General features: G+C 57.8%; 16 protein-coding genes. 8 read left to right on the forward strand and 8 right to left on the reverse strand.

What is annotated here, in order from left to right:
• Positions 1-69: 69 nt before the first annotated feature.
• Both CLM71_RS20390 and CLM71_RS20395 read right to left on the reverse strand, forming a co-directional pair.
• Positions 70-456, reverse strand: coding sequence for a hypothetical protein (locus tag CLM71_RS20390; RefSeq protein ID WP_145961090.1), 387 nt, complete (start codon positions 454-456; stop codon positions 70-72).
• Positions 457-563: 107 nt separating this feature from the next.
• Positions 564-1,811, reverse strand: a complete 1,248-nt coding sequence (locus CLM71_RS20395; RefSeq protein WP_105233525.1) for a CynX/NimT family MFS transporter — start codon at positions 1,809-1,811, stop codon at positions 564-566.
• 160 nt (positions 1,812-1,971) lie between these two features.
• Between CLM71_RS20395 and CLM71_RS20400 the strand changes: the two genes are divergently transcribed.
• On the forward strand, positions 1,972-2,751 hold the full coding sequence (locus CLM71_RS20400; RefSeq protein WP_105232622.1) for a helix-turn-helix domain-containing protein: 780 nt from the start codon (positions 1,972-1,974) through the stop codon (positions 2,749-2,751).
• Here CLM71_RS20400 and CLM71_RS20405 read toward each other — a convergent pair.
• Both CLM71_RS20405 and CLM71_RS20410 read right to left on the reverse strand, forming a co-directional pair.
• Complete coding sequence (locus tag CLM71_RS20405; protein WP_145961089.1) at positions 2,748-3,194, reverse strand: hypothetical protein; 447 nt, start codon at positions 3,192-3,194, stop codon at positions 2,748-2,750. The genes CLM71_RS20400 and CLM71_RS20405 overlap by 4 nt on opposite strands.
• Positions 3,187-3,807 carry a TetR/AcrR family transcriptional regulator gene (locus CLM71_RS20410; protein WP_105232624.1) on the reverse strand — a complete coding sequence of 207 codons (621 nt, stop codon included), beginning with the start codon at positions 3,805-3,807 and terminating at the stop codon, positions 3,187-3,189. The genes CLM71_RS20405 and CLM71_RS20410 overlap by 8 nt, the downstream gene beginning before the upstream one ends.
• 115 nt (positions 3,808-3,922) lie before the next feature.
• On the opposite strand from CLM71_RS20410, the gene CLM71_RS20415 reads away from it, so the two are divergent.
• A complete protein-coding gene (locus tag CLM71_RS20415; RefSeq protein ID WP_105232625.1) occupies positions 3,923-4,510 on the forward strand; it encodes an NAD(P)H-dependent oxidoreductase in 588 nt (195 codons plus the stop codon).
• A gap of 47 nt (positions 4,511-4,557) precedes the next feature.
• Here the strand turns inward: CLM71_RS20415 and cbpM are convergent, their stop codons facing one another.
• The 3 genes from cbpM to CLM71_RS20430 form a co-directional block, all read right to left on the reverse strand.
• Entirely contained in the window at positions 4,558-4,863 is a 306-nt protein-coding gene (cbpM, locus tag CLM71_RS20420) for a chaperone modulator CbpM (RefSeq protein ID WP_105232626.1), read from the reverse strand.
• A 1-nt stretch (position 4,864) separates the two neighbouring features.
• Positions 4,865-5,788, reverse strand: a complete 924-nt coding sequence (gene cbpA / locus CLM71_RS20425) for a curved DNA-binding protein (RefSeq protein ID WP_105232627.1) — start codon at positions 5,786-5,788, stop codon at positions 4,865-4,867.
• A 68-nt stretch (positions 5,789-5,856) separates the two neighbouring features.
• Positions 5,857-6,426 carry an HdeD family acid-resistance protein gene (locus CLM71_RS20430; RefSeq protein ID WP_105232628.1) on the reverse strand — a complete coding sequence of 190 codons (570 nt, stop codon included), beginning with the start codon at positions 6,424-6,426 and terminating at the stop codon, positions 5,857-5,859.
• A gap of 589 nt (positions 6,427-7,015) precedes the next feature.
• Between CLM71_RS20430 and CLM71_RS20435 the strand changes: the two genes are divergently transcribed.
• The 5 genes from CLM71_RS20435 to CLM71_RS20450 all read left to right on the forward strand — a co-directional run bounded on the left by CLM71_RS20435 (position 7,016) and on the right by CLM71_RS20450 (position 13,857).
• Positions 7,016-8,350 carry a TolC family outer membrane protein gene (locus CLM71_RS20435; RefSeq protein WP_158684851.1) on the forward strand — a complete coding sequence of 445 codons (1,335 nt, stop codon included), beginning with the start codon at positions 7,016-7,018 and terminating at the stop codon, positions 8,348-8,350.
• A gap of 19 nt (positions 8,351-8,369) precedes the next feature.
• On the forward strand, positions 8,370-9,347 hold the full coding sequence (locus CLM71_RS20440; RefSeq protein ID WP_105232630.1) for an HlyD family efflux transporter periplasmic adaptor subunit: 978 nt from the start codon (positions 8,370-8,372) through the stop codon (positions 9,345-9,347).
• Between the two features lie 36 nt (positions 9,348-9,383).
• A complete protein-coding gene (locus CLM71_RS24485) occupies positions 9,384-10,538 on the forward strand; it encodes a peptidase domain-containing ABC transporter (RefSeq protein ID WP_370446961.1) in 1,155 nt (384 codons plus the stop codon).
• Positions 10,526-11,506 (forward strand): peptidase domain-containing ABC transporter, encoded by a 981-nt coding sequence (locus CLM71_RS24490; protein WP_370446962.1) that lies wholly within the window; start codon positions 10,526-10,528, stop codon positions 11,504-11,506. Before CLM71_RS24485 ends, CLM71_RS24490 begins: the two co-directional genes overlap by 13 nt.
• Positions 11,507-11,703: 197 nt before the next feature.
• Positions 11,704-13,857: a phosphocholine-specific phospholipase C gene (locus tag CLM71_RS20450; RefSeq protein ID WP_105232631.1), complete on the forward strand. Its 2,154-nt coding sequence runs from the start codon at positions 11,704-11,706 to the stop codon at positions 13,855-13,857.
• Positions 13,858-13,895: 38 nt separating this feature from the next.
• Here CLM71_RS20450 and CLM71_RS20455 read toward each other — a convergent pair whose 3' ends face one another.
• Positions 13,896-14,444 carry an Ail/Lom family outer membrane beta-barrel protein gene (locus CLM71_RS20455; RefSeq protein ID WP_105232632.1) on the reverse strand — a complete coding sequence of 183 codons (549 nt, stop codon included), beginning with the start codon at positions 14,442-14,444 and terminating at the stop codon, positions 13,896-13,898.
• A gap of 643 nt (positions 14,445-15,087) precedes the next feature.
• Here CLM71_RS20455 and CLM71_RS20460 point away from each other — a divergent pair.
• Complete coding sequence (locus tag CLM71_RS20460) at positions 15,088-16,023, forward strand: aminoimidazole riboside kinase (protein WP_105232633.1); 936 nt, start codon at positions 15,088-15,090, stop codon at positions 16,021-16,023.
• Positions 16,024-16,153 lie beyond the last annotated feature (130 nt).

Raw genomic sequence — 16,153 nt, forward strand, 5'->3', positions numbered from 1 at the left:
CAATAACACATAACAATCAGAAAAAAAAAGCGCCCGATAGTATCGCGCGCTCAGAGAAAGCAAAAGATATTATTTACTGTTTAAACGATGCTCTGCTTGTACTTTACAGGCTTCAATCTGCGAAACCAGTGCGCGATTAAACTCGTCCTGTTGATTATGATAGGCAGACTTATTATCACGCACGCCGGCAATGGCCGTTTTCACGTCACGCGTATATTCTTCCTTATCAATACCAAAATCCGCTAACTGATAACCCTTCTGTTCCAGCTGGGCGATAGAGCGTGCAATATTTTCATCGTCATTGCTCTCCGACCAGGCACTCTTTACCACTGTAAATTGCGCATCGCAATAAGCCGCCGCCGCGTCCTTGTTTTTTTGCAATGAAGAAGCCGAAGACATTGCCAGAGAAGAAAACGGTAATAACAGTGCACACGTCAATAAAACATATTTCCTCATACAACCTCCATGACTGATGTATTCCGAGAAAGTGAAGCGGCGTCAGTCAACAGCCGCCCTGCCAACATAGCACACCGCATATTATTTCACCGACTCATGGCCGCGATTTATCTTTCCTCTTCGGATAAACAGCCTTCGTTCAACGACGCCGCTGCCGTGGTATCAGCCTGTGCCAAACAGCGATCGCGCCCGGCCAGGTAGCCCACCAGCGCCATCACCAGCGCCAGCGCCGCGCAGATCAACAGCGGGCCATGCCAGCTGTGGGTGGCGTCATACAGCAGCCCGACGCCGGGCGGCCCGCCGACGGCCAGCAGGTAACCGACGCACTGCGCCATACCGGAGAGCGCCGCGGCCTGTGCTGGCGTGCCGGAACGCAGACCGATAAACGCCAGCCCCAGAATAATGGTACTGCCGGCACCGATACCGAATAACACCACCCACAGCGTCGCGAAAGCAGGCAGCGCCAGCAGCCCCAACAGACCGGCAGCGGCCAGCAGCGATACCGTGACGGCAATCGCCCGCTGGTCCTTCATCCGCGCCAGCAAATGACCGGTAAACAGCCCCGGGACGGCAGTCGCCAACTGCAGGACACCGTGCAGCGATCCCGCCTGCTCAGCACTGAAGCCCTGATAACGTAAAATCGACGGCAGCCAGGCGACCACCACATAATAAATCAGCGAGTTAAGCCCCAGGAACAGCGTCACCTGCCAGGCCAGCGCGGCACGCCATACCCCGCCGGACCGCTGCGGCGGCTCCCCACCGCTCTGCGCCAGCCGCGCTGCGCCGTGGGAAAGCTGAGGAAACCAGACCACCACCGCCAACAGCGGGAACAGCAGCATGGCGAACAATGCGCCGTTCCAGCCCAGCGCCGGTACCTGCGACAGCGGCACCACGGCCGCCGAGCCTAACGCGGCGCCAACTCCCATAATCAGGGCGTACAACCCGGTCATGCTCGCTACCCGCTGGGGAAAATCGCGTTTTAACAGGCTGGGCAGCAATACGTTGCCCATGGCGATACCCAGACCGATCAGCACCGTGCCGCCATACACGCCGAACAGACCGCCGTAAGAACGGTAACCGATACCGGCGGCAATCAGCAGCAGCGCCGCAAAAATCACCCGTTCAATGCCATACTTAACGGCAATGCTGCCGGCCAACGGCGAAAACAGCGCGAATGCCAGCAGCGGCAGGGTTTGTATCAAGCCCGCCTGTACCGCACTCAGGGAAAAATCGAGGCGGATGGCGTCCAGCAACGGCGCCAGGCTGGTGAAAGGCGCCCGCAGGTTGGCGGCCACCAGCAGTATGCCCACTAGCAGAAGATGGGACTTTTTCACACGAAAGGATAATAATTTCATAATGTTATTCGCTGAGTTGATTTCCAGCATGACGTCTTGCTCGCGTAACGCATCGCTAGGATTACAGGCCCTGTAACTGGAGTAGAAGTATTATAAAATTTTGATAATGAGTGGTGATATTTATATAACTGCAATTAATCTCTAAATTTGGCCATTTACCATGTCGCTACTGCAAAGCTACGAAGAGTTCGATCCTGACACCAACACCAGCCAGGCGGTGGCGCTCCACATCTCCGCCACGGAAACGCGTCGGGCTATGCCGTTTCATCATCACCGCAAGGGCCAGTTGATCCTGCCGCTGCGCGGCGGCCTGGTGTGTGAGGTCGCCAAAGCCTACTGGATGGTGCCGACCGGCCACGCCGTCTGGATCCCTGGCGGGATGGAGCACAGCAACCGGGCAATGGGCGATGTAGATATTTACCTGCTGTTCGTCGAGCCAAACTATCCCGGCATGCCGGACGAGTGCTGTACGCTGCAAATCAGCCCGATGCTGCGTGAAATCATCAAACACTTCGCCACACTACCGGCGGACTACGTCACCGACAGCCCCACCGGCCGTCTGGCGGCGGTGATGATGCACGAACTGGCGCAAATGCCGGTCGGGCATCTGCATGTGCCAATCAGCGGCAATGCCAAGATCAAACAGCTGGCGGATGAAATCATGCTGGCGCCCGGCAGCCGCAGTACGCTGCACGAGTGGGCGCAGAAGATGGCGATGAGCGACCGCAGCTTTGAGCGGTTTATTCGGCGGGAAACGGGCATGACGTTCGGCAAGTGGCGCCATCAGCTGCAGCTGATGGTCGCCGTACGGATGCTGGTGCTGGGAGAATCGGTACAGAACGTCGCTTATGAACTCGGTTACGACTCCCCCACCGCCTTTATCACCATGTTTAAAAAAGCGTTAGGTAAAACGCCGGGGCGTTACCTGGTGCAGGATTAGCGCCGGCTTTCACGCCAGAACGCGTAGCCGCAGGCTGCAATCGTCAACGCGACGACCAGCATGCTGCTCAGCCAGCCGATATTCAGCATGCGCAGCATCATGGCCGACAGCCCCTCGGAATACGGCGGTACGTTGCCGCTTTTCACGGCGATAAAATAGAACAGTACAATCAGTATCACATGGCTGGCCAGCCAGGCGACCATCGGCAGGATAACCACCGCCAGCCAGCGCTCCGCCGCCGTCGTGCGTAATGCGAGAAAGCAGCCCAGCGGCGCCAGCGCGGGCAGCAGCGGCATCAGCACACTGACGACCAGTTGCATCACCGGAATGTCATACTGCCGGAAAACCTGCCACGACATCATCACACCCGCCGGCAAGGTGCGATAGAGCAGGATGGCGCACAGACCTCCCCACACCAGTGCAGCTTTTGTCGACTTATTCATCCCGCTCACCTCCCTCAGCCAGAGTGCAGCAACGCTGCACCATGGCGATAATCACCTGAAACAGCTCATCTTTGGCCTGCTGCTCGCTCACCACGCCGTTCACCACGGCATCGGACAACCCTTCCGCAGCGCCGAGCATCCCCCGCAGCGCCGCGTCGCGCAGCGGCTGACCGTCACAGAATGGGGCAAACAGTGCACGGCATTTTTCCGTAAAGCCGGCGGCGTATTCCTGCCGGATCTGCGCCAGCTCCGGCGTGCCGGTCAGCGCCGCCATCACGCTGGGCATCTCACGCCCCTGCTGCAGGACGCACTCGATGTAGGACGCGGCGACTACCGCCGCCCGCGGTTCCAGCGTCGGTGCCGCCCGGCAGATATTATCATCCATCAGCGCCGTCTGACGGCGATCGAACTCTTTGTACAACATGGCGAACAAACCGGAACGGTTGGTAAAATGGTCGTAGACCACCGGCTTGGTGACGCCGGCCTGTTGCGCCAGATGACCGAGGGTCAGCGCTGCCGTCCCTTCTTCACGAATAATCCGCCATGCCACGTCTATCAGCTGGGCGTGACGCTCTTCCCGCGATAGACGCCGGCGTGCAGGCTCTGTGGCCATACGGTGGCTCCTGTTGTCGACGGCACTATATACTAAAAGTAACTTACCATTGGTAGGTTACCGTGAGACTTCAACACTACGACCGTTCCCGTTTCATGGCAACAGGAGTCTTCCTATGCATGCACTGATCGTCGTTTCTCACCCTTTGCAGCACTCCCTGACGCACGGCAGCGCCGCCGCCATTGCCCAGGGCATCACCGCGGCCGATCCGGCGCACACCGTTGACATCGCCGACCTGACGCAGGAAGGCTTCAACCCGACGTTTTCCGCCGCGGATATGGCGGCGTTTCAGCAAACCGGCGCCGTCCCGCCCGACGTGCTCGCCGAACAGGCGCGTATCGACCGCGCCGATGCGCTGGTACTGGTGTTCCCCGTTTACTGGTGGTCGATGCCGGGCCTGCTGAAAGGCTGGATCGATCGCGTATTTACCAACGGCTGGGCCTATGACGACACCTCCGGCGACACCGTGGTGAAGAAACTGACGCACCTGCCGGTGCATCTGGTGGCGTTGGGGGCGGTTAACCGGCAGACCTTTGTCAAACGCGGCTACGCCGACGCTTTCAACACCCAGATAGGCCACGGTATTTTCGATTATTGCGGCGCGCCGCTGCTGACCCGCGAAGTACTGCTGATGCCGGAAATGGGCAGCCCGGAAGCCTGCCTGGAAAGGGCGCAGGCTATCGGCCGCGCCATTTTCCGCTAACTCATGTTATCAACCTGCCAGCGTGGCGTGCCGCGCCGGCGGGTTATTCAAACATTTTCCGTAAAACGCGCCAGCCGCTGCCGCAGCTGCAGATTCTCCCTGCGCAGCTGTTCGACTTCATCCAGCAACGTCAGCGCCACCGCAATCCCCGGCCAGTCCAGCGCCAGTTCGTGATGCAGCCGCTGCGCGCGATGAAATTCCGCCAGCGCGCCATCGTCAAACAGCCACTCGTCGTCGGCCGGCTGACAAGGTTCGATCACCCCCAGCCCGACGATTTCGACCAGTTCATCCTGCGATACGCCGGCGTGCAGACAAAACTCCGTCAGCGTAAACGTGATATTTACTTTGGTCATATTACTTACCCCACTCTTTACGCGGATCGAAATCTGACTGCGCTTCCGCCAACTGCTGCCACAGCGCTGCGCTCTGCGCGTCCGGCTTCGGCGGCATTACCACTTTCACCACCGCGTACAGGTCGCCGCTCGCCGTCTGTCCTTTGCCCGGCAAGCCTTTGCCTTTAATGCGCAGACGCTGCCCGCTCTGCGTGCCGGCGGGAATAGTCAGCAGAATCTGCTGCTGGACGGTCGGCACGGAAACTTTGGCCCCCAACGCGGCTTCCCACGGCGACAGCGGCAAGACGATTTCCAAATTGTCGCCGACGATATCAAAGCGCGGATGCGGCGCGATACGTACGATCAGATAGAGATCGCCGCTCGCACCGCCATCGATCCCCGGCGATCCCTGCCCCTTCAGGCGAATGCGCTCCCCTTCCCTGACCCCGGCCGGTATTTTCACGTTGAGCGTTTTCGGGATCTCCTGCTCGACCAGACCAAACACGTTATATACCGGCACGTGATAGCTGATAGTGCGTGTCTGTTCGGCAAAGATATCCTCCAGGAATACCGCCACTTCAATCTCCAGATTCTGGCCGCGCATGGCATGGTGCTGGCGCTGCTGACGCGCGCGCGCACGTTCGCCGAACATTGAGGAGAAGATGTCGGAGAAGTCTTCTGCGTTGTAATTGTCGTTGTGCTGCGCCTGCCGGCCGAAATGCGGATCGTTACGGTGCTGGCGCAGTCGATCGTATTCCGCGCGGCTTTCTTCGTCCTTCAGCACCTCATAGGCTTCGGCAACTTGCTTAAACTTTGCCTCGGCGTCCGGCTCTTTGCTGACGTCAGGATGGTATTTGCGCGCCAGGCGGCGATAGGCCGTTTTTATCGCCTTGAGATCGTCTTCAGGCTTAACGCCCAAAATGGCATAATAATCCTTGAATTCCATAATATTATCATCTCGTTACGGTCTTTTATCAGACACTGTGGCAGCTTCTTGTTACCGCTGATATTTGCTCACCTGGCGCTGAAACGGCGGGTGACCATAAACAGGCCAAAGGCGCTGAACAGCATTTCAATCCCGACAATGGTGGTCACCAGCACCACCGAGGTGGCCGCATCGGCGCTCAGCAACATCCAGGCGATCGCCAGATCCAACACGCCGATCGCGTACTGGATCCCGTTGCCCGGGAGCGCACGCAGCTGATAACCGGCCAACAGGCGGAATACGCCCCCCAACGCAAACAGCGCCGCCAGATAAACCGCCATGGTAAAGATGCCGACGGCAGGGCTGGTGATAAACACGTAGCCAATGATCAGATAGGCAATACCCAATAGAATACCGCCGATCATCGGCCAGGTATTTTGCGCTCGGTTAACAATCATGCCGACGATCATGCCGATCCCGCTCAGCAGCAAGAAGATCCCCATCACCACGCTGAGCGCCGCGCCAGACGCAAAAGGACTGAACAAACAGAACAGCCCCGCCACCAGCAACAGCAGCGAGAGCGCCAGCAGCAGCCGGCGCTGTTTTTTCACCAACAGCGGATCGAGCGCGGATAAATGATTATTTCCTATATTCAACATAGGCTAACTCCTTTTTATCGATGAGGTTTCAAGCAACCCCTGAAATTATAGCCGGATAACACCGCCCATGATGAACGATCCGGGGCGTTGGCGCACCGCGCTGTCGTTATGGATAAATCACATGCCGCCCTTCTCTTTTTCACCGATAAAAAACGCACTAAAACCAGAAACAACCCATCACAACGCGTAAGTGACAATAAACAAAACAAATATAAAAACAGAAATAGAACGGATTTTTCTTATGAAAAATAAGAGCTTTACGGTTAAAAGTGCAGGTTATTGACAGCGTTGTTTTTTTAGTATTATTCTCTGCGCAACAAATCAGTAGAACACACTGAAAATAAAACAAAAATCAGCAAGCCGCCTTTATCAACGGCGGAGATGCTCGCATGGCTTGAACATATTTAAAATATTTATACATAACACGATAAATATCAATCAATTTATTAATAAGCGTTTGGCAAGACGTTAATTTCATGACCAAAGCAACGTCGGCGCGCTTATTTTCTCTATTTATCTCATTCGAATGAATATCTTCGGTGATTACTTAAATCTATGCACGGACTGCACGATTAACATGGACTACGATATGCATTTAATCAAAGGATTGTTCCGCCTTAAACCGCTGTTATTGGCTTCCGCTTTATTACCCTTCGGCGTGAGCGCCACCACCCTGCTGGAGGCCATCCGCAACGCCGGCGCCGTCAACCCGGAACTGCAGGCGGCAATGTATCGCCAGCTGGCGGGTAATGAAAAAAGCAGCCAGGGCCTGGCCGGCCTGTTGCCGACCATCCAGCTGGACGGCGGCTACAACCAGCAGGACCAGCCTAAAGCAACCTACGCCGCCAAAGTCTCGCGCCATAATTACGCCATCTCACTCAATCAGCCGCTGTTCGACCTGTCCAAATATGCCGACTACCTGCGCGGCAAGGCAATAGCCGACAGCGCCGATATTGAGCTGCTGCGTGCGCAGGAAACGCTGGCCTATGACGTAGCGGACGCATATGCCGCCGTGCTGTATCAGAACGAGGTTTATCAGGCCGCGCGGGCGGCCACGCAGGTGTATGAAAACGAGCTGCAGCAGACCACGCTGGCGGTATCGCTGGGCAACGCCACCCGCGTCGACGCCGATGAAGCGCAGGCTAACCGCGATCTGTTCCGCGCCAAGGAAATTGAGGCGCACAATAATCTGAGCGCCGCTGCCACCAAGTACCGACGACTGACCGGCCTGGAGCACGACGCCATCGCCCCGATTAGCGCCGCCTGCCTGCTGCAGGGCGCGCAGACGGGGAAAGAGCCGGATCTCTACCAGCACGCGCTGGCCCGCAACAGCCAGATCCGCAGCGCGCGCGCCCAGTGGGAAATCGCCAAAACCGGCGTCTATCAGGCGCACAGCGCCCATATGCCGACGGTCAATTTCCAGGCTTCTTACGGCACCAACTGGAGCCGGGCCGAAGACAGCAACCTGCTCGACGAGATGTTCGGCAGTACCTCAAAAACCACCAATACCAACCTCGGTATCTCCGTCTCCGTGCCGATTTTCAGCGGCGGCCGGCAGATGTCGCAATCACGAGAGGCGGTCTATACCCGCGAGCAGGCGCGCTACAGCCTGATCGATGCCCAGCAGAAAGTGAAGGAAGAACTGCACAACGCCCTGTTGAACGTGACCAACAGCCGCTCGCTGGTGACCTCTACCCAGCGGATGATCCAGTCGGAACAGAGCAAAATCCGCTCTACCGCCACCGGAAAAAAACTGGGACTGCGCACCAAAATGGATGAACTGAACGCCTACCAAAGTTACTACGAAGCGGTAAAAAACAACGCCGAGGCGCGTTACAAACTGCTGATGGCCAAGGTTGCTCAGGCCAGGGCAACCGGCGAACTCGGCCATAACGCCATCGCGCAGATTAGCTGCTCGCAATAACTTTTCGCCAGGATTCAGGATGACACAGTCACTTTTTCGCCAGGAAGCGCTGGATGCCAATAACAACAAGGTCATGGGGACCGTTTCTCTCTATTCACCGCCATACCGCTGGCTGGTTATCTCCCTGGCGAGCTGCCTGGTTACCCTGATCGTCCTGTTTATCGTGTTCGGCAGTTACACCAAGAAAGAGACCGCGATAGGCAGCCTGCTGCCCAGCAAAGGTATTTACAACATTACCGCGCCGGTTGCCGGTACCATCACCGACATGCAGGTGGAAAAAGGCAGCGAGGTCATCCAACACAGCGTATTGATGACCATTTCCTCGGAGCTGTCCACCGCCATGGGGCAGACCCGCCTGTTCGTTCACGACCAGCTGACGCTGCAAAATGAACGGCTGCAGTCTGAACGGGAGAGCGAATACCGCATGCATGCCGAAACCATGGGCGGCCTGAAAAAACAGCTGGGCTCGCTGGAGTCGCAGGTCGAGCTGTTGCAAAAGCAGCAGGCCAAGCGCAGGCAGCAGTTGAACCTGGCCAGCAGCCAGATGCATAAGCTGCAGCAGATGCGCAATCAGGGCTTTGCCTCTAACCAGCAGGTGGATGAACAGCAGAACACCGTGCTGGAAGTCGGTGCCCGGCTGCAGGCCAGAATCATGGTCAGTAGCCGCGCCATCGGCTTTATCAATCCGGGGCAACAGGTGATGTTGCGCTATGAAGCCTACCCCTATCAAAAATTCGGCGTCCAGCGCGGGCGGGTGCTCGAAGTGTCGACCGCTGCGCTCTCTCCGCAGGAAGTGATGGCCATCACCGGCGACTCAAACGTGCACGAGCGGCTGTATCAGGTGGTGGTCGAACTCGACAAACAATCCATCAACCTGTACGGCAAGGACGTTGCGCTGCGCTCGGGCATCAAGCTGGAGGCAGATTTTTTGATTGAGAAGCGACGGATCATCGAGTGGGTATTTGAGCCTCTCTACGCTTTGGGCCACCGCTTGTAATCACTGCGCTTTTTAACAGGGAGTCATATTTTTCCAATGGAATTTTTAAAGAACCTTCACTTCGGCTTCGGCCGACGGCTGCCGGTGATCCAGCAGTCGCAGGCGGCCGAATGCGGCCTGGCCTGCGTCGCGATGGTGGTGAATTACTATAAATACAACATCGACATGATCAGCCTGCGCCGTCGCTTCTCTACTTCAATGAAAGGCGCCACGCTGGCCGACGTGATGCGCGTTGCCGGCAGCCTGGGCATGGCCGGCCGCGCACTGCGTCTGGAGATCGAAGAGCTGGATAAGCTGCGCCGCCCCTGCATTCTGCACTGGAACCTGAACCACTTTGTGGTGCTGAAAAAGGTGAAGAAAAACGCCATCATCATTCACGACCCCGCCAGCGGGGTGCGCGTGGTTTCAATGAAGGAGGTGTCCAACTGCTTCACCGGCGTGGCGCTGGAACTGTTGCCGTCCGCATCGTTCAAGCCGGCGGTGGAGAAACAGTCGCTGTCGATGTTCCGCCTGATCGGCAGCGTCACCGGCATCGGCGCCGCGTTAACCCAGATATTACTGCTGTCCGTGGCGCTGGAGGTGTTCGGCGTGATTACGCCGTTCTATATGCAGTGGGTGATGGATCAGGTGCTGGTCTCCGACGACCGCGATCTGCTGACGCTGCTGAGCGTCGGCTTTATTTTCGTCTTCCTGTTCCAAAACCTGATCACCGCCCTGCGCTCCTGGGTGATGACCTGGTTCTCCAGCCTGCTGAACGTACAGTGGACCACCAACGTTTGCTCGCATCTGCTGGGGCTGCCGCTGTCGTTTTTCGAATCGCGCCACGTGGGCGATATCATCTCCCGCTTCGGCTCGGTCAGCACTATTCAAGAGACGCTGACGACGCGCTTTATCAGCTCGGTGCTGGACGGCATCATGGCGATCGTCACGCTCGGCGTGCTGTTCACCTATAACAGAATGCTCACCGCGGTGGTGGTGCTGCAGTTCCTGCTGTATGCCGCCATCCGCTGGATTGCCTATCGCCCGTTTCGCAACGCCAACGAAGACCACATCATCACCGCCGCCAAGGCGCAGTCGATCCTGCTGGAATCGGTGCGCGGTGCCAAAACCCTGAAGCTGAATAACCGGCAGGATATCCGCGTCAGCAGCTACGCCAAACCACCAACAAGAATATCGTCGTGCAGCGTCTGAGCATCGGCTTCAGCACCATCCACGGCATTATCGCCAGCATCGGCCGTATCGCGCTGGTCTGGCTGGCCGCGCTGCAGGTGCTGGACGGCAACTTCTCCGCCGGTATGCTGATAGGCTTTATGTCATTCGCCGACCAGTTCATCTCACGCGGCTCTGGCCTGGTGGACGCCTGGATCGATTTTCGCATGCTGCGGCTGCACGGCGAACGTCTGGCGGATATCGTGCTGACCGAGCAGGAAAAAGATGGCCGTCACGAGGCGGAAGGTCCTGGCAACGTCTCACCCCAGCCACCGACGATCACGCTGGATAATGTGTCGTTCCGCTATGCCGAGACCGAACCGATGATTCTGGATAGCTGCTCGTTCGAAATCGGATCGGGGGAATCGGTCGCGCTGATCGGGCCGTCCGGCCAGGGTAAAACCACGCTGGCCAAGCTGCTGCTGGGGCTGCTCCAGCCGGTCTCCGGCCGTATTCTGATCGATGGCGTCGATATTCAGGACGTCGGGCTGTACCAATACCGCGAACGCATCGGCTGCGTGATGCAGGATGACATTCTGTTTGCCGGTTCGATCGCCGATAATATCTGTTTCTTCAGTCAGGAAGCCGATCAGGAACGCATCGAACAGGCGGCTAAAATTGCGCAAATCCATGATGATATTATGAAAATGCCGATGACCTATCAAAGTCTGGTCGGCGACATGGGTTCATCGCTGTCCGGCGGGCAAAACCAGCGCGTACTGCTGGCGCGAGCGCTGTACCGTAATCCGTCGATACTGGTGCTGGATGAGGCCTCCAGCCACCTGGATGTAGAAAGGGAAATGCGCATCAACGACGCCATCCGCAATATGGCGATCACCCGCATCATCATCGCCCACCGTCCGGAAACCATCCGCAGCGCCGGGCGCATCGTGATGCTGTCTGACGGTAAGGCGCAGCCGGTCAACCCGGAAACGCTGGCGCCGTTTTAACCCCCGTCCTCTCTGTGCGGTGCGCGGCGACGCGCACCGTCACAATTTTGTCAAAAAAACAACACTTCCCTTTATTAATCAGCAGATAAGCTAAACTTACCACCGATAGCCCAGCGCCGGCGCCGCTGATGTCGTCAGCCCGTCATGCCGCCAGCAAATACCGGCCTTACCGTCACTTTCAGGGAGTCTACTGACGCATGCCCACCCTTTCGCGCAGAAAACTGTTACAGGCGGCAGCCGTTGGCTCGGCGTTTTCGCTGCTGCCGGCCTCGATTCGCAAAGCGCTGGCGATCCCCGCCAATAACCGCACCGGCAGCATTCAGGATGTGGAGCACGTGGTGATTCTGATGCAGGAAAACCGCGCCTTCGACCACTATTTTGGTACGCTGCCCGGCGTCCGCGGCTTCAGCGACCGCTTTACCATTCCGCTGCCGGACGGCCGCAGCGTGTGGCAACAGCAAGGGACGGAGCGGCTGGTGTTGCCTTATCATCTCGATGCACAACGCGGCAACGCCCAGCGCGTCAGCGGGACTCCGCACACCTGGCCTGACGCGCACGCCGCCTGGGACAGCGGCCGGATGCGCGCCTGGCCCAGCCACAAAACGCCAACGTCAATGGGCTATTACCGCGAGCCGGAACTGCCGTTTCAGTTCGCGCTGGCCAACGCCTTTACGCTGTGCGATGCCTATCACTGCTCAATGCACGCCGGCACCAACCCTAACCGGCTTTTCCTGTGGACCGGCAGCAACGGCCCCGGCCCGGATAACAGCGCCGTCGTGGTAAACGAGTGGGATCATCCCGGCAGCGCAGACAAAGGCTACCGCTGGAAAACCTACCCGGAACGTCTGGAAGAAAGCGGCGTCAGTTGGAAGGTCTATCAATACCTGCCGGATAACTTCGGCGATAACCCGCTGGTCGGTTTTCGCCAGTACCGTGCTGCCAGCATCAAGGCCGGCAATCCGGCCAACCCGCCGAAAGAATTCACGGATTTTGCGCCGTACAGTGAACAACTCAATGCTGTCGCACCGCTGTATAAAGGCAATGGCAACACCCTGCCGGCCGGCGGCAGCGGCGATCTGGAGGCGATGCTGGCCGGGTTCCGCAACGACGTACAGCAGGACAAACTGCCGCAGGTAAGCTGGCTGATCGCGCCGGCGGCCTACTCTGAACATCCCGACCCTTCCAGCCCGGTACAGGGCGGATGGTTTACTCAGGAAGTGCTTAATGCGTTAACCGAACGGCCGGAGGTGTGGAGCAAAACCGTGCTGTTCGTCACCTACGATGAAAACGACGGCTTTTTCGATCATATGCCTTCCCCGTCAGCGCCGTCGCTGCGCAGCGACGGCAGCTTTGCCGGTAAATCCACCGTGCCTTTTGAAACGGAAATCTTCCAGCACCCGGCGCCGCCGGGCAGCACGGATCAGCCACCGCCGGATGCCGGCATTTACGGCCCCGGCCCGCGGGTGCCGATGCTGGTGCTTTCGCCGTGGAGCCGCGGCGGCTGGGTGAACTCTCAGGCCTTCGACCACACCTCCGTGCTGCAATTTCTGGAAAAACGCTTCCAGGTGCATGAACCCAATATCAGCGACTGGCGACGGGCGGTCTGCGGCGACCTGACCTCAGCCTTTAACTTTATCGATCCCAACAATGAAAAACTGCCGGCGCTGCACACCACCACCCGCCATGCTGCCGACGCGCTGCGTCTGCGACAAGAGAAACTGCCCCAGGTGCCGCTGCCCGCCGCCGAGCAGCAGCAGCAGCCACAACAAAAACGCCAGGCCCGCCCGTCACGCGCGCTGCCCTATCAGCTACAGGTGGAGGCAAGCGGCTATCCCCGCCAGCAGTTGCTGACGCTGAATATGATCAATAACGGCAGTCAGGGGGCGGTGCTCCACGTTTACGACCGACAACGTCTGGATGAAATACCGCGCCGCTTTACCATCGAGGCGGGCAAAGCGCTGAGCGACGACTGGCACGTTGCGGAGGATTACGATCTGTGGTTGCTGGGGCCGAATGGGTTTCACCGTGCGCTGCGCGGCAACCTGCAGCGTTCACAGGCGGAGGTGCGTCTAGAGGCAGTACCGGAGACAGTGAGCGCCCGCCTGGTCTTACTCAACCCCGGAACACAGCCGCAGAACGTGACGCTGGCGCGCTGCCCCTATACCCACCGGGAAGCGCAGCATATCTCGCTGCCGGCCGGCGCAACGCGCTCGCTGTCGCTTGACCTCAGCCGCAGCGGCGGTTGGTATGATATTAGCGTAACGGATGAACAAGGCTGGCTACGCCGGCTGGCCGGGCGGCTTGAGAATGGCCGACATAGCATCAGCGATCCGCTGATGGGCCAGCCCTGAGATACGCTGCTTCTTCTAGTTTATCGCCAGGCTCACGCTCAGAAACGGTAGCCAACGCCGACGGTAAACAGATTGACGTCACGGTTCAGGCCGCCGATATCAATCTGTGAGCCTTCATAACCCACGTCCAGCACGATATTTTCTCTGGGGGTAAACAGCAGGCCGGCGCCGTAGGCAAAGGCCGAGCCGGAGCTGGCACCGCGGCTGCCGCGCCGGCCGCCGTTACTCTGCTCCACCACCCAGGCGGCGGAGTTTTTCACATTGCTGTGGCTTAGCCCCACCAGCCCGTACATCACTATATAACGGTTTAGGTAGTAGGCCGGCCCTACGCTGTAGGCATAATAATTCAGCTCGGTTTTACCGCCGTTCACGCTGTGGTTATCGCCGCCCAGCGCGGTGAAAGAGTTCATCAGGCTCAGGGCGGACCCCCACTCGTAACGATATTTAATATTAATGCCGTCCAGGTCGCTGAAATTATCAAGCTGAGCGCGCGCATAATCAAAAATCACGGTGTGACGTTCTGCCTGCGCCGGCATAAGCGTAGATAAAGCGACAACGATAGCGCCAAGCAATGCTGATTTTTTCATTCCATCATCCTTAAATAACCATTCGCTACCTGACCAATGTCATTTTTCCATTCAATCAGACAAATAGCGGTTGGCGAACGGCCATCACGGCACGAAAACGCCCTATACCTATCAGCCTGAAGGGTCAGCAAAGGGGATGATAGCCAATCAGCGCCCGGATTTCATGCGGGTAAACGCTAAAAGAAAGGGACAAAGCAACAAACGAGAATATTCATGAAAAATAAAAAGAAATCACTTAGATTAATAACAAGGCAATGTCTAAAAAACGCGTCACAGTAAAGATAAAAACCTATAAGCCATCACGAAATAAATACGAGAAGCACACAAAATAGATAAACACCCAAAACAACGCATAAAAACAGAAAATAAAAATAATGAATCACAGGGAAATTTATATTTTTCTCACTTAAAATTAAAAATACCTCTTTATTATCCTCACAGATGCGTCACATTTTATTTTCATCCTTACGGCTTGCGGCAAACGGGTTTGACGCCACCCGGTCGTTCTCACACACGCTTTCACTGCCCCGCTACCTCCCTCTGCAGCGGGCGTTCCGGCACGACATCGATTTTTTCTGTTGCATAGCTAAACCGGTTCTTCTATTTTAGCTCGCCATCAACCACAGCAATAACGGGGTAAAACATGGCAAACCGTGTCTGGGTTCTGGGAGATGCCGTTGTCGATCTGGTTCCTGAAAATTCAAACAGTTATCTTAAGTGCCCCGGCGGCGCACCGGCCAATGTCGCCGTCGGCATCGCCCGCCTGGGCGGCGACAGCGGTTTTATCGGCCGCGTCGGCGACGACAGCTTTGGCGCATTTCTCCGCCAGGTGCTGAGCAGTGAAGGGGTGGATACCACCCGGATGTTCGCAGACGCCGAGCACCATACCTCAACCGTGGTGGTGGATCTGACCAACGACGGCGAGCGCTCCTTCACCTTTATGGTCACCCCCAGCGCCGACCTGTTTTTACAGCCGGCCGATCTGCCGGCCTTTCAAGCCGGCGAATGGCTGCACGCCTGCTCGATCGCCCTGTCGCAGGAGCCAAGCCGCAGCACCACGCTGGCGGCCATGGCCGCCATCCGCGCCGCCGGCGGCTGGGTCAGCTTCGACCCCAATATCCGCGAAGACGTCTGGCGACAGCCGGAGGAATTACGCCCCTGTCTGATGCAGGCGCTGTTGCTGGCCGACGTGGTGAAAATCTCGCTGGACGAGCTGTTCTTTATCAGCAATCTCAATGAGATGGATGCGGCCATCGACTGGATACTCGCCCACTTCCCCCTGCGTCTGCTGTTGGTGACGCAGGGCGGAGACGGCGTTTGCGTCCATGACGGCCGTGAACTGCGCCACTTCCCCGCTACGCCGGTAGTGCCGGTGGACACCACCGGCGCCGGCGACGCCTTCGTGGCCGGTTTGCTGGCCGCGCTGTCCGCGCTCGGCCGCCTGCCGCAGGCAGACGAATGGCCGGCAGTTATTGCCCAGGCGCAGGCCTGCGGCGCGCTGGCGACCACCGCTAAAGGGGCAATGACCGCCCTGCCGCACGCCGGTGAACTGGCCGCTTTTCTGTTACAACCCGCCTGACGATCGCGGGGTGGGCACACGCCCGCCCCCGCATCCCGTGATAAATGCGCGCTCGATCACAATAGCTGAATCGGGTTAGCCAACTTCATTGCCATCCTCTCCTCTTCTCGATTATCGTTCCGCCAGAAAA

The sequence above is a fragment of the Serratia sp. MYb239 genome, assembly GCF_002966855.1.
Classification (GTDB): domain Bacteria; phylum Pseudomonadota; class Gammaproteobacteria; order Enterobacterales; family Enterobacteriaceae; genus Serratia_B; species Serratia_B rhizosphaerae.

What these genes read in the sequence shown, in the direction of transcription:
- CLM71_RS20390 (WP_145961090.1), bottom strand. Translation starts at nt 456, where the DNA reads ATGAGGAAATATGTTTTATTGACGTGTGCACTGTTATTACCGTTTTCT.
- CLM71_RS20395 (WP_105233525.1), bottom strand. Translation starts at nt 1,811, where the DNA reads ATGAAATTATTATCCTTTCGTGTGAAAAAGTCCCATCTTCTGCTAGTG.
- CLM71_RS20400 (WP_105232622.1), top strand. Translation starts at nt 1,972, where the DNA reads ATGTCGCTACTGCAAAGCTACGAAGAGTTCGATCCTGACACCAACACC.
- CLM71_RS20405 (WP_145961089.1), bottom strand. Translation starts at nt 3,194, where the DNA reads ATGAATAAGTCGACAAAAGCTGCACTGGTGTGGGGAGGTCTGTGCGCC.
- CLM71_RS20410 (WP_105232624.1), bottom strand. Translation starts at nt 3,807, where the DNA reads ATGGCCACAGAGCCTGCACGCCGGCGTCTATCGCGGGAAGAGCGTCAC.
- CLM71_RS20415 (WP_105232625.1), top strand. Translation starts at nt 3,923, where the DNA reads ATGCATGCACTGATCGTCGTTTCTCACCCTTTGCAGCACTCCCTGACG.
- cbpM (WP_105232626.1), bottom strand. Translation starts at nt 4,863, where the DNA reads ATGACCAAAGTAAATATCACGTTTACGCTGACGGAGTTTTGTCTGCAC.
- cbpA (WP_105232627.1), bottom strand. Translation starts at nt 5,788, where the DNA reads ATGGAATTCAAGGATTATTATGCCATTTTGGGCGTTAAGCCTGAAGAC.
- CLM71_RS20430 (WP_105232628.1), bottom strand. Translation starts at nt 6,426, where the DNA reads ATGTTGAATATAGGAAATAATCATTTATCCGCGCTCGATCCGCTGTTG.
- CLM71_RS20435 (WP_158684851.1), top strand. Translation starts at nt 7,016, where the DNA reads ATGCATTTAATCAAAGGATTGTTCCGCCTTAAACCGCTGTTATTGGCT.
- CLM71_RS20440 (WP_105232630.1), top strand. Translation starts at nt 8,370, where the DNA reads ATGACACAGTCACTTTTTCGCCAGGAAGCGCTGGATGCCAATAACAAC.
- CLM71_RS24485 (WP_370446961.1), top strand. Translation starts at nt 9,384, where the DNA reads ATGGAATTTTTAAAGAACCTTCACTTCGGCTTCGGCCGACGGCTGCCG.
- CLM71_RS20450 (WP_105232631.1), top strand. Translation starts at nt 11,704, where the DNA reads ATGCCCACCCTTTCGCGCAGAAAACTGTTACAGGCGGCAGCCGTTGGC.
- CLM71_RS20455 (WP_105232632.1), bottom strand. Translation starts at nt 14,444, where the DNA reads ATGAAAAAATCAGCATTGCTTGGCGCTATCGTTGTCGCTTTATCTACG.
- CLM71_RS20460 (WP_105232633.1), top strand. Translation starts at nt 15,088, where the DNA reads ATGGCAAACCGTGTCTGGGTTCTGGGAGATGCCGTTGTCGATCTGGTT.